The organism is Pseudomonas sp. FP818, from assembly GCF_030687335.1.
GTDB classification, from domain to species: domain Bacteria; phylum Pseudomonadota; class Gammaproteobacteria; order Pseudomonadales; family Pseudomonadaceae; genus Aquipseudomonas; species Aquipseudomonas shahriarae.
This window is the reverse complement of record NZ_CP117427.1, coordinates 3,955,214-3,967,355: the sequence shown is the minus strand read 5'-3', so window position 1 is coordinate 3,967,355 and position 12,142 is coordinate 3,955,214. Positions and strand designations below refer to the sequence as shown.

Below are 12,142 nucleotides of genomic sequence, written 5' to 3'. Positions count from 1 at the left end.
GGAACAGGGTCTACAGGCCGCACGGCCTCATGCCGGCGTCGCGGCCGGATCAACCTGTGCATCCAATAGGCTCATGAAAGCCCGCGCAGCGTTCGACAGCGTCCTTTCGGTGTGCACGATATAGCCTAGCTGGCGACTGAGCTGTATGCCCGGTAAAGCGATACTGGCCACTTGATCATCAAGCATGGTGCGCGGCAACACACTCCAGGCCAGGCCGATGGAGACCATCATCTTGATGGTTTCCAGGTAGTTAGTGCTCATGGCGATGTTCGGCGTCAGGCCCTGGGCCTCGAACAGGCGGTGCACGATATGGTGGGTAAAGGTGTTGCCGCCGGGGAATACCGCTGGGTGCCGGGCAATGTCGGTCAGGCTGATGGTGCCGTTACTGGCCAGGCTGTGTTCGGGCGCCACCACGAAATCCAGGGGGTCGTCCCACACCGGGGTGGCCCGCACCAGGCTGTGGGGCTCCGGGGCCAGGGTGATGACCGCCACTTCGGCGCGGCCGTGGAGGATTTCCTCGTAGGCCACTTCCGAGTCCAGGAACTGAATATCCAGGGCCACATTCGGGTATTCCCGGGTAAAAGTGCGCAATACCGGGGGCAGGCGGTGCAGGCCGATGTGATGGCTGGTCGCCAGAGTCAGGCGCCCGCTGACTTCGCCGGTCAGGTTGGTCAGGGCGCGGCGAGTGTCATCCAGCACATTGAGGATCTGATAGGCACGGGGCAGCAGGGCGCGTCCGGCCTCTGTCAGGCCGACCTCACGGCCCAGCCGATCGAACAAGCGCACCTTCAATTGCTGCTCAAGGCCGGCAATGCGCTTGCTGATCGCCGGTTGCGTCAGGTGCAGGCGCTCTCCGGCCCCGGAGAAGCTGCCGGTTTCGGCGATGGCAATAAAGGCATTGAGGTTGGCCAGGTCCATAGTGGTATTCCAGTCGGTTATCCAAAGCATAAAAAATATGAATTTGAGTTATTTAATGTAACGCCATAGCATCAGCCTCACAAGCCAAAGGGTTATTGAATCGTTCAACGCCCAGGGCATAGAAAGACGCTGATGAGGACCGACTGATGGCCGGCAAAACGCTTTACGACAAACTCTGGGATTCCCATGAAGTGAAACGGCGCGATGATGGGTCGTCGCTGATCTACATCGACCGTCACATCATCCACGAAGTGACCTCGCCCCAAGCGTTCGAAGGCCTGCGACTGGCCGGGCGCAAGCCTTGGCGCGTCGACTCGATCATCGCCACCCCGGACCACAACGTGCCAACCACCCCGGAGCGCAAGGGCGGCATCGAAGCCATTGCCGACCAGGTCTCGCGTTTGCAGGTCCAGACTCTCGACGACTATTGCGACGAGTACGGCATCACCGAATTCAAGATGAACGACGTGCGCCAGGGCATCGTCCACGTGATCGGCCCGGAGCAGGGCGCGACCTTGCCGGGCATGACCGTGGTCTGCGGCGACTCCCACACCTCGACCCACGGTGCATTCGGCGCCCTGGCCCACGGCATTGGCACCTCCGAGGTGGAACATGTGTTCGCGACCCAGTGCCTGGTCGCCAAAAAAATGAAGAACATGCTGGTGCGCGTCGAAGGCAAGTTGCCGTTCGGTGTGACCGCCAAGGACATCGTGCTGGCCGTGATCGGCAAGATCGGTACCGCTGGCGGTAATGGGCATGCCATCGAGTTTGCCGGCAGCGCGATTCGCGACCTGTCCATCGAAGGCCGCATGACCATCTGCAACATGTCCATCGAAGCCGGTGCCCGGGTGGGCATGGTCGCGGCGGATGAAAAAACCGTGGAATACGTCAAAGGCCGACCTTTCGCACCGGCTGGCGCCGAGTGGGAGGCTGCCGTCGAGGCCTGGAAAGACCTGGTGTCCGACGCCGACGCGGTGTTCGATACCGTGGTCGAGCTCGACGCGGCCCAGATCAAGCCACAGGTCAGCTGGGGCACCTCGCCGGAAATGGTCCTGGCCGTTGATCAGAACGTGCCGGACCCGGCCCAGGAAGCCGATCTGGTCAAGCGCGGCTCCATCGAGCGCGCCTTGAAGTACATGGGCTTGAAAGCCAACCAGGCGATCACCGACATCCAGTTGGACCGCGTGTTTATCGGTTCCTGCACCAACTCGCGGATCGAAGACTTGCGCGCCGCGGCGGTGATCGCCAAGGGCCGCAAAGTGGCCTCGACCATCAAGCAAGCCATTGTGGTGCCAGGTTCGGGCCTGGTGAAGGCCCAGGCTGAGGCCGAAGGGCTGGACAAGATCTTCCTCGAAGCCGGTTTTGAATGGCGTGAGCCGGGCTGCTCGATGTGCCTGGCGATGAACCCGGACCGTTTGGAGTCGGGGGAGCATTGCGCGTCCACCTCCAACCGTAACTTCGAAGGGCGTCAGGGCGCCGGTGGCCGTACCCACCTGGTCAGCCCGGCCATGGCCGCCGCCGCTGCCGTCAACGGTCGTTTCATCGACGTTCGCGAATTGATCTGAGGAATACCCGATGAGAGCTTTTACCCAACACACCGGTCTTGTCGCGCCGTTGGACCGTGCCAACGTGGACACCGACCAGATCATCCCCAAGCAGTTCTTGAAGTCGATCAAGCGCACCGGTTTCGGCCCGAACCTGTTCGATGAGTGGCGCTACCTGGACGTGGGCTACGCCTACCAGGACAACTCCAAGCGCCCGTTGAACAAGGATTTTGTGCTCAACGCCGAGCGCTATCAGGGCGCCAGCGTGTTGTTGGCCCGGGAAAACTTCGGTTGCGGCTCCAGCCGTGAACACGCGCCGTGGGCCCTGGAAGAATATGGCTTTCGCAGCATTATCGCGCCGAGCTACGCCGACATCTTCTTCAACAACAGCTTCAAGAACGGCTTGCTGCCGATCATCTTGAGCGATGCCGAAGTGGACGAGTTGTTCCAGCAAGTGGAAGCCAATGTCGGCTACCAGTTGACCGTCGACCTCGCCGCACAGACCGTGACCCGTCCGGATGGCAAGGTGTACCACTTTGAAGTGGATGCCTTCCGCAAACACTGCCTGATCAATGGCCTGGACGATATCGGCCTGACCTTGCAGGACGGCGAGGCGATTGCCGCGTTTGAAGCCAAGCACCGGGCCAGCCAGCCTTGGTTGTTTCGTGATGCGTAATTCTATGTAGGCTGGACTGGCCCCTTGGCGAGCAAGCCCGCTCCCACATTCGACCGAGTTCCTTCAGTTGAAATGCGCTCAAATGTGGGAGCGGGCTTGCTCGCGAAAGGGCCTGTATGAACACCACAAAAGCCAGGAACATCACCATGACCAGCACCGCCCACACCCAAGTCGTGCAAAAGCAATTCGGCGAACAGGCCTCGGCCTACCTGAGCAGTGCCGTGCACGCCCAGGGCACCGAGTTCGCACTGCTGCAGGCCGAACTGGCCGGGCAGGGCGCGGCACGCCTGCTGGACCTGGGCTGTGGCGCCGGTCACGTGAGTTTCCATGTAGCACCGCTGGTCAAGGAAGTGGTGGCCTACGACCTGTCCCAGCAGATGCTCGACGTGGTCGCCGCGGCGGCAGTGGAGCGCGGCCTGGACAACATCCGCACCCTGCATGGCACCGCCGAGCGCCTGCCATTCGCCGATGGCGAGTTCGACTTCGTGTTCAGCCGCTACTCGGCCCATCACTGGAGCGACCTCGGCCTGGCCCTGCGCGAAGTGCGCCGGGTGCTCAAGCCGGGCGGCGTGGCGGCGTTTGTCGATGTCTTGTCACCGGGCAGCCCGCTGTTGGACACTTACCTGCAAACCGTCGAAGTGCTGCGCGACACCAGCCATGTGCGCGATTATTGCGCCGGCGAGTGGATGCGCCAGCTCAACGAAGCCGGCCTGCATGTGCGCAACAGCAGTCGCCAGCGCCTGCGCCTGGAATACACCTCGTGGGTCGAACGCATGCGCACCCCGCCCGTATTGCGCGCAGCAATCCTGGCGTTGCAGCAGGCGATGGGCCAGGAAGTGCGCGATTACTATGAAATTCAAGCCGACGGCACCTTCAGCACCGACGTGCTGGTGGTGTTCGCTGAGCGCTGATTAATTTTTCCCGACCTGCCCACGGGCGGGTCGCTTGATGAAATGAGGAACTCATGAGCAAGCAGATTCTGATTCTCCCTGGCGACGGTATTGGCCCGGAAATCATGGCCGAAGCGGTCAAGGTCCTGGAATTGGCCAACAGCAAGTACAGCCTGGGCTTTGAATTGAGCCACGACGTGATCGGCGGCGCCGCCATCGACAAGCACGGCGTGCCCCTGGCCGATGAAACCCTCGACCGCGCCCGTGCTGCCGACGCCGTGCTGCTCGGCGCCGTGGGCGGGCCGAAATGGGACAAGATCGAACGCGACATCCGCCCAGAACGCGGCCTGCTGAAGATCCGTGCGCAACTGGGCCTGTTCGGTAACCTGCGCCCGGCGATCCTCTATCCGCAACTGGCCGACGCGTCGAGCCTCAAGCCGGAAGTGGTGGCAGGCCTGGATATCCTGATCGTGCGTGAGCTGACCGGTGGCATCTACTTCGGCTCGCCACGGGGCGTGCGTGAGCTGGAGAATGGCGAGCGCCAGGCCTACGACACCCTGCCGTACAGCGAGAGCGAAATCCGCCGCATCGCCCGTGTCGGTTTCGACATGGCCCGTGTGCGTGGCAAGAAGGTCTGCTCGGTGGACAAGGCCAACGTCCTGGCGTCCAGCCAACTGTGGCGCGAAATCGTCGAAGAAGTGGCCAAGGATTACCCGGACGTCGAGCTGAGCCACATGTATGTGGATAACGCCGCCATGCAACTGGTGCGTGCGCCCAAGCAGTTCGACGTGATCGTCACCGACAACCTGTTTGGCGACATCCTGTCTGACCAGGCTTCGATGCTCACCGGTTCCATCGGCATGCTGCCGTCGGCGTCCCTGGACACCAACAACAAGGGCATGTACGAGCCGTGCCACGGTTCGGCGCCGGACATCGCGGGCCAGGGCATTGCCAACCCGTTGGCGACCATTTTGTCGGTGTCGATGATGTTGCGCTACAGCTTCAACCTGAGCGCAGCGGCGGATGCCATCGAGCAGGCGGTGAGCCTGGTGCTGGACCAGGGCCTGCGTACCGGCGACATCTGGTCACAGGGTTGCACCAAGGTCGGGACGCAGGAAATGGGCGACGCAGTAGTCGCCGCGCTGCGGAATCTGTAATCTCTCTGGCCCGCTTGCAGTTGTTGCTGCAAGGCGGCCCACTTTTTAACAAGGTGTAGTTGCGATGAAACGTGTAGGTCTGATCGGTTGGCGCGGTATGGTCGGTTCCGTGCTCATGCAGCGGATGCTGGAAGAGCAGGATTTCGATCTTATTGAGCCGGTGTTTTTCACCACTTCGAATGTCGGTGGCCAAGGGCCGTCCGTGGGCAAGGATATCGCCCCGCTCAAGGACGCCTACAACATTGAAGAGCTGAAGACCCTCGACGTCATTCTGACCTGCCAGGGTGGCGACTACACCAGTGAAGTCTTCCCCAAGCTGCGCGAAGCCGGCTGGCAGGGCTACTGGATCGACGCCGCGTCCAGCCTGCGTATGCAGGACGACGCGGTGATCATCCTCGACCCGGTCAACCGCAAGGTCATCGACCAGCAGCTCGACGCCGGCACCAAGAACTATGTCGGCGGCAACTGCACCGTCAGCCTGATGCTGATGGGCCTGGGTGGCCTGTTCGAAGCCGGGCTGGTGGAGTGGATGAGCGCCATGACCTATCAGGCGGCCTCCGGTGCCGGCGCGCAGAACATGCGTGAGCTGATCAAGCAGATGGGCGCGACCCACGCGGCCGTCGCCGATCAACTGGCCGACCCGGCCAGCGCGATCCTCGACATCGACCGCCGTGTGGCCGAGGCCATGCGCAGCGACGCCTACCCGACCGAGAACTTCGGCGTGCCCTTGGCCGGCAGCCTGATCCCGTGGATCGACAAGGAACTGCCGAACGGCCAGAGCCGCGAAGAGTGGAAGGCCCAGGCCGAGACCAACAAGATCCTCGGGCGCTTCAAGAACCCGATCCCGGTGGACGGTATCTGTGTGCGGATCGGCGCCATGCGCTGCCACAGCCAGGCGCTGACCATCAAGCTCAACAAAGACGTGCCGATCGCCGACATCGAAGGGCTGATCAGCCAGCACAACCCGTGGGTCAAGCTGGTGCCGAACAGCCGCGAAATCAGCATGCAGGAGCTGAGCCCGACCAAGGTCACAGGCACCCTGAATGTACCGGTGGGCCGTCTGCGCAAGCTGAACATGGGCACCCAGTACCTGGGCGCCTTCACTGTAGGTGACCAGCTGCTGTGGGGCGCGGCCGAGCCGCTGCGCCGGATGTTGCGGATCCTGCTGGAGCGTTGATCGCTTTGTGGTGTTGAAGAAACCCGCGTTCTGGTGACAGGCGCGGGTTTTTTATGCCTGATCGTTCCCACGCTCCGCGTGGGAATGCCTCCCCTGACGCTCCGCGTCACAGCCTCAGGAATGGACGCGGAGCGTCCACGGCAGCGTTCCCACGCAGAGCATGGGAACGATCATTGCCTCACTCCCCACCACCCGGTAAAGTGCCGCTCCCCCCGCAATGCCCGAGGCAGCCTCCATGACCCAGACCTTTGATATCGCCGTGATCGGCGCCACCGGTACGGTTGGCGAAACCCTGGTGCAGATCCTCGAAGAGCTGGACTTCCCGGTAGGCACCTTGCACCTGCTGGCCAGTAGCGAGTCGGCCGGCGCGTCGGTGCCGTTTCGCGGCAAAAATGTGCGGGTGCGGGAAGTCGATGAATTTGATTTCAGCAAGGTGCAACTGGCTTTCTTCGCCGCAGGCCCGGCGGTCACCTTGAGTTTCGCCCCCCGCGCCACTGCGGCGGGTTGCTCGTTGATCGACCTGTCCGGCGCCTTGCCGGCCGAACAGGCGCCCCAGGTGGTGCCGGAAGCCAATGCCCAGATGCTGGACGGTTTGAAAAAGCCATTCCAGCTCGGTAGCCCAAGCCCTTGCGCCACCCATCTGGCAGTGGTCCTCGCGCCGCTGCGGGGGCTGTTGGATATCCAGCGCGTCAGCGTCACCGCTAACCTGGCGGTGTCCGCCCAGGGCCGTGAAGCCGTCAGCGAACTGGCCCGGCAAACCGCCGAGCTGCTGAATGTACGGCCCCTGGAACCCAAATTCTTTGACCGGCAGATGGCTTTCAACCTGTTGGCCCAGGTCGGCACGCCGGATGCGCAGGGCCACACTGCCCTGGAAAAGCGCCTGGTCCACGAACTGCGCGCCCTGCTTGAACTACCGTTACTGAAAATTTCCGCGACCTGCGTTCAAGCTCCGGTGTTTTTTGGCGATAGCCTGAGCGTGTCCCTGCAACTGGCGGGCGCTGTGGACCTGGGCGCAGTGAATCGCGCGTTGGAAGCGGCGCCGGGCATCGAACTGGTGGAAGAGGGCGATTACCCTACAGCCGTTGGGGATGCGGTCGGTCAGGACGTGGTCTACGTGGGGCGGGTGCGTGCCGGCATCGACGACCCGGCGGAACTAAACTTGTGGCTGACGTCAGATAACGTACGCAAAGGCGCGGCGCTTAACGCCGTGCAACTGGCACAGTTGTTGATAAAACACCTTGTGTAAAAGATACTTGGCGGCAATTTGTAGATTGATTCTAGCCAAGCGCTATGCTTGGCCCCATGCAGGAAAAGTTGCGCGTCGGTGAACTATCGGCTCGCCATGCCGAATGGCAGCGGTACCCAACCTTCTCGCCGGCCGAGGAGTGTTCAAACAAAGGATGAGGCTATGGTTCAAGTTCGCAAACTGGTGTTAGCAATAGCGGCCGCCTCGGCGCTGTCCTCCGGTATGGCGCAAGCGCTGCAACTTGGGGAGATGACCCTCAAGTCGAAGTTGAACCAGCCTCTGTCGGTGGAGATCGAGCTGCTCGACGTGGGCGGGCTGACAGCCTCCGATATCGTGCCCAGCCTCGCGTCTTCCCAGGCCTTTGTGGATGCGGGGGTCGATCGCCAGGCGTTCCTCGATGAGCTGACCTTTACCCCGGTGCTCAACCCCAGCGGTCGCAGTGTGGTTCGTGTCACCTCGAGCAAGCCATTGCCTGATTCCTATGTACGCTTCCTGTTGCAGGTGCAATGGCCGAATGGTCGGTTGATGCGTGACTACAGCGTCTTGCTGGACCCGGCCAAGTTCGAGCAAAAAGCCCCTGAGGCCAGCGCCCCGGCACCCCGTCTTGCCCCGCCTGCTGCTGCCAGTGTGACCAAGGCGGCGGAATACACCACGACTTCTCGCGACACCCTGTGGGAAATCGCCGCAAAAAATCGCAATGGCGGCTCGATCCAGCAGACCATGCTGGCGATCCAGGCGTTGAACCCGGGAGCCTTTGTCGACGGCAACATCAACCGTATGAAGACCGGCCAGGTATTGCGCATGCCGGACCCGGTACAAAGCACCAGTCTGCCGCAGCCCGAGGCGATCGCCGAAGTGACCGCGCAGAATGCGGCCTGGCGCCAGGGGCGCCGTGGCGCTAACAATCAGGCAGCGGGGCGCCAGCAACTGGATGCGACCAAACGTACCCAGGCCGGCGCAGCGCCGTCGCAGACGGCAGCGAAGGACAACCTGAGCCTGGTCTCGGCCGAAGCCGCCAAGGCGGGCGTCAAGGGCGCGGCGGGTGATAGCAAGGCTTTGAACAACAAGCTGGCGGTGACCCAGGAAAGCCTGGATTCGACCCGCCGCGAAAATGAAGAACTGAAAAGCCGCATGACTGACCTGCAAAGTCAGTTGGACAAGCTGCAGCGGCTGATTGAGTTGAAAAACAACCAACTGGCCAAGTTGCAGGCTGAAGGCGGCGCCCCGGCGCAGCCGGCTGTAATCCCTGCCGAACTGGCTGCGGCGCCGACCGCGCCTGCTGCCCCTGCTCCGGCTGCCGAAGCGCCGGTGGTCGCGCCAGTGGAAACCCCGGCTGAGCCCGCGCCAGTGGCCAGCACCGAAGGCAAGTTCAATGACCTGCTGACCAACCCTATCGTCCTCGGGGTGATCGGTGGTGCCGCCGGCCTCCTGGTGTTGTTGCTCCTGCTGCTATGGGCGCGCCATCGCAATGCGCGCCTGGAAGAGGAAAAACACCTGCGCATGGCGCGGGCGCTGGCCGAAGAGCCGGAATTTTCCTCGAATATTGAGCAGGACCTGTCTCTGGACAGTTTCGAGGGCCTTGAAGTCCCGGCGGCAAGCGTCAAGCTGGCTCCAGCTCCAGCTCCAGCTCCAGCTCCAGCTCCGGTTACCGTGGCGCCGGTGCCAGTGCCAGTGCCTGCCCCGGCGACCAGCATGGCGCCGCCAAGCAAACTGATCATCGAACCCGGTTCCTCCGATGCCCTGGCCCAGGCCCAGTCCCATCTGGACCGTGGTCACTTGAACCAGGCGGCGGCCGTGCTGGAAGAGGCGATCAAGCTGGAGCCCGCGCGCAGTGACCTGCGCCTCAAGCTCCTGGAAGTCTACGGCCAGCAGGGCGACAAGGACGGTTTCGTGACCCAGGAGCGCCAGTTGGTCGCCAATGGCGAGAACCACGCCCAGGTCGAGCTGTTGAAAAATCGCTACCCGGCCATGGCCGTGCTCGCGGCGGGCGTCAGTGCTGCGGTCGCCGCCGCCGCGCTTGATGCGCAGTACGTCAAGGATCTGCTCCAGGAAGAGCCGGCGCCTGCTCCCGCGCCTGAAACCGACGCTTTCGACAATGATTTCGACCTGAGCCTGGATGACCTGGAAGCCGCGTCGCCGGCAGTGGTCGCGCCGGAGCCCGAGGTCGATGACCTGAGCTTTGAGTCGGTGCTGCAGCAGCAAACCGAGGCCAAGGCCAGCCCTGACGATCTGTCCGACTTTGACCTCGACTTGCAGCTGGATGCGCCAGCCTCCCAGTCCGACGATGACTTCCTCTCGGGCCTGGAAGAAGAGATGAAGGACCTGCCGCCGGTCGAGCCGCCCACCCTGACGCCAGCTGCGCTGGATGACTTTGACCTGCCGGAAGACTTCGACCTGTCCCTGGCCGACGAGCCTGCATCATCGAGCAAGCCGGACGCATTCGCCTCGGAGCTTGACGACGTCAACGCCGAGCTGGAACGTCTGTCGCAGAGCCTGGAAAGCCCGTCGATCGAACCGAGCTTCACCGCTGAAGATGCGGCAAAGGGCGACGATGAGCCGGAATTCGACTTCCTGTCGGGTACCGACGAAGTCGCCACCAAACTCGACCTGGCCCAGGCCTACATCGACATGGGCGATGAGGGCGGTGCGCGTGACATCCTGGCCGAAGTCCTCACTGAGGGTGACGACGGCCAGCGTAGCGAAGCCAAGGAAATGCTCAGCCGCCTGGTGTGATTACCGGCAATTAACGCAGCGGCGGCCTTCGGGTCGCCGTTTTGCATTTAAATGGGGGAGTCGGGCTTGCCCGCGATAGAGGCGACTCGGTCCCTCAGTAAAAACGAGGCGCGGCTATCGCAGGCAAGCCAGCGCCCACAAAATGCCCCAGGCCCAGGCCTGGCACTTTATAATGGCCGCCTTTGCGCAACTATCAGGCTCTCAGCTCTTGGCAAATATAGATAACGCGGCCGCCGAAATGGCGGCCGCCGGCTTTTTCAGAATCGCCCTGGGCGTGGAATACAAAGGCTCGCGCTATCGCGGCTGGCAGCGCCAGGCCTCTGGCGTGCCGACCGTGCAGGAAACCCTGGAGAAGGCCCTGTCGAAGGTCGCCGACTCGCCGGTTTCATTGATGTGCGCCGGGCGCACCGACGCGGGCGTACATGCCTGCGGGCAAGTGGTGCATTTTGACACCCAGGCCGAGCGTTCGATGAAGGCGTGGGTCATGGGCGCCAATATCAATCTGCCCCACGATGTCAGTGTCAGCTGGGCCAAGGTTATGCCGGCGCACTTCCATGCGCGGTTCAAGGCGATTGCCCGGCGTTACCGCTATGTGATCTACAACGATCAGATCCGTCCGGCGCACTTGAACGAAGAAATCACCTGGAACCACCGTCCGCTGGACGCCGAGCGCATGGCTGAAGCGGCCCAGCATCTGGTGGGGATCCACGATTTCAGCGCCTTTCGCGCCGGCCAGTGCCAGGCCAAGTCGCCGATCAAGGAAGTCCACCACCTGCGGGTGACCCGTCACGGCAAGATGATTGTCCTGGATATCCGCGCCGGGGCGTTCCTGCACCATATGGTGCGCAATATCGCCGGGGTGCTGATGACCATCGGCACCGGCGAGCGCCCGGTGGAGTGGGCCAGGGAGGTGCTGGAGAGCCGGGTGCGGCGTACCGGCGGGGTCACGGCGCACCCGTTCGGCCTGTACCTGGTGGAGGTGGAGTACCGCGACGAGTTCGAGCTGCCGCAGCGTTTCATCGGGCCACACTTCCTCACTGGTTTCACTGAACTTGGCGGCTGACGCCCGGAAAAGCATTTGTTACCATCCGGGACTTTCCTGGACAGCCCCCTGAGGTTCCGACGATATGTCAGGCGTTCGCAGCAAGATTTGCGGGATTACCCGCATGGAAGACGCGCTGGCGGCAGTCGAGGCGGGGGCTGACGCCATTGGCTTTGTGTTTTATGCCAAGAGCCCGCGGGCGGTAACGGTGCAGCAGGCCCGGGCGATCATTGCCGGCTTGCCGCCGTTCGTGACCACTGTGGGGCTGTTCGTCAACGCCAGCGCCTGCGAGCTCAATGAAACCCTGGATGCGGTGCCCCTGGACCTGTTGCAGTTCCATGGCGACGAAACCCCGGAGGAGTGCGCCGGCTACCATCGCCCGTATATCAAGGCGCTGCGGGTCAAGGCCGGGGACGATATCGCCGCCAGTTGTGCCGCCTACGCCGGGGCCAGCGGGATTTTGCTCGATGCCTATGTCGAGGGCATTCCTGGCGGTACCGGCGAGGCCTTCGATTGGTCGCTGATCCCCCAGGGCTTGAGCAAGCCGATCATCCTGGCGGGTGGCTTGTGCGCTGACAATGTGGCGCAGGCCATTGCCCAGGTTCGCCCGTATGCCGTCGACGTCAGTGGCGGGGTGGAGCAGGCCAAGGGCATCAAGGACTCTGGCAAGATTCACGCATTCATGCAGGCAGTGCGCAGCAGCAGTGGCGCGATGTGACGGCTGGCAGTCTGCCGCCGTCAGTAACTACCACTGTGTAA

General features: G+C 62.7%; 10 protein-coding genes. 9 read left to right on the top strand and 1 reads right to left on the bottom strand.

Annotated elements, in window-relative coordinates; genetic code table 11:
* Nucleotides 1–27 precede the first annotated feature (27 nt).
* Nucleotides 28–918 (bottom strand): LysR family transcriptional regulator, encoded by an 891-nt coding sequence (locus tag PSH80_RS17870; protein ID WP_057438603.1) that lies wholly within the window; start codon nucleotides 916–918, stop codon nucleotides 28–30.
* Nucleotides 919–1,064: 146 nt separating this feature from the next.
* Between PSH80_RS17870 and leuC the strand changes: the two genes are divergently transcribed.
* From leuC to PSH80_RS17825, 9 genes are all read left to right on the top strand, one after another.
* Nucleotides 1,065–2,483 carry a 3-isopropylmalate dehydratase large subunit gene (gene leuC / locus PSH80_RS17865; protein ID WP_057438604.1) on the top strand — a complete coding sequence of 473 codons (1,419 nt, stop codon included), beginning with the start codon at nucleotides 1,065–1,067 and terminating at the stop codon, nucleotides 2,481–2,483.
* Between the two features lie 10 nt (nucleotides 2,484–2,493).
* Nucleotides 2,494–3,138: a 3-isopropylmalate dehydratase small subunit gene (gene leuD, locus PSH80_RS17860; RefSeq protein WP_057438605.1), complete on the top strand. Its 645-nt coding sequence runs from the start codon at nucleotides 2,494–2,496 to the stop codon at nucleotides 3,136–3,138.
* 146 nt (nucleotides 3,139–3,284) lie between these two features.
* Complete coding sequence (locus PSH80_RS17855; protein ID WP_198792583.1) at nucleotides 3,285–4,049, top strand: class I SAM-dependent methyltransferase; 765 nt, start codon at nucleotides 3,285–3,287, stop codon at nucleotides 4,047–4,049.
* Between the two features lie 53 nt (nucleotides 4,050–4,102).
* Nucleotides 4,103–5,185, top strand: a complete 1,083-nt coding sequence (gene leuB, locus PSH80_RS17850; protein WP_057438607.1) for a 3-isopropylmalate dehydrogenase — start codon at nucleotides 4,103–4,105, stop codon at nucleotides 5,183–5,185.
* Between the two features lie 64 nt (nucleotides 5,186–5,249).
* On the top strand, nucleotides 5,250–6,362 hold the full coding sequence (gene asd, locus PSH80_RS17845; protein ID WP_057444111.1) for an aspartate-semialdehyde dehydrogenase: 1,113 nt from the start codon (nucleotides 5,250–5,252) through the stop codon (nucleotides 6,360–6,362).
* A 235-nt stretch (nucleotides 6,363–6,597) separates the two neighbouring features.
* Complete coding sequence (locus PSH80_RS17840) at nucleotides 6,598–7,608, top strand: aspartate-semialdehyde dehydrogenase (protein WP_057960178.1); 1,011 nt, start codon at nucleotides 6,598–6,600, stop codon at nucleotides 7,606–7,608.
* 162 nt (nucleotides 7,609–7,770) lie between these two features.
* Entirely contained in the window at nucleotides 7,771–10,341 is a 2,571-nt protein-coding gene (locus PSH80_RS17835; protein ID WP_305417761.1) for a FimV/HubP family polar landmark protein, read from the top strand.
* Between the two features lie 238 nt (nucleotides 10,342–10,579).
* Entirely contained in the window at nucleotides 10,580–11,404 is an 825-nt protein-coding gene (gene truA / locus PSH80_RS17830; protein WP_057438609.1) for a tRNA pseudouridine(38-40) synthase TruA, read from the top strand.
* A gap of 64 nt (nucleotides 11,405–11,468) precedes the next feature.
* A complete protein-coding gene (locus PSH80_RS17825; protein WP_057438610.1) occupies nucleotides 11,469–12,101 on the top strand; it encodes a phosphoribosylanthranilate isomerase in 633 nt (210 codons plus the stop codon).
* Nucleotides 12,102–12,142: the final 41 nt, after the last annotated feature.

Coding starts and splice junctions, on each gene's coding strand:
- leuD (WP_057438605.1), top strand. CDS start 2,494: ATGAGAGCTTTTACCCAACACACCGGTCTTGTCGCGCCGTTGGACCGT.
- PSH80_RS17840 (WP_057960178.1), top strand. CDS start 6,598: ATGACCCAGACCTTTGATATCGCCGTGATCGGCGCCACCGGTACGGTT.
- leuC (WP_057438604.1), top strand. CDS start 1,065: ATGGCCGGCAAAACGCTTTACGACAAACTCTGGGATTCCCATGAAGTG.
- PSH80_RS17870 (WP_057438603.1), bottom strand. CDS start 918: ATGGACCTGGCCAACCTCAATGCCTTTATTGCCATCGCCGAAACCGGC.
- PSH80_RS17835 (WP_305417761.1), top strand. CDS start 7,771: ATGGTTCAAGTTCGCAAACTGGTGTTAGCAATAGCGGCCGCCTCGGCG.
- asd (WP_057444111.1), top strand. CDS start 5,250: ATGAAACGTGTAGGTCTGATCGGTTGGCGCGGTATGGTCGGTTCCGTG.
- PSH80_RS17825 (WP_057438610.1), top strand. CDS start 11,469: ATGTCAGGCGTTCGCAGCAAGATTTGCGGGATTACCCGCATGGAAGAC.
- truA (WP_057438609.1), top strand. CDS start 10,580: ATGGCGGCCGCCGGCTTTTTCAGAATCGCCCTGGGCGTGGAATACAAA.
- PSH80_RS17855 (WP_198792583.1), top strand. CDS start 3,285: ATGACCAGCACCGCCCACACCCAAGTCGTGCAAAAGCAATTCGGCGAA.
- leuB (WP_057438607.1), top strand. CDS start 4,103: ATGAGCAAGCAGATTCTGATTCTCCCTGGCGACGGTATTGGCCCGGAA.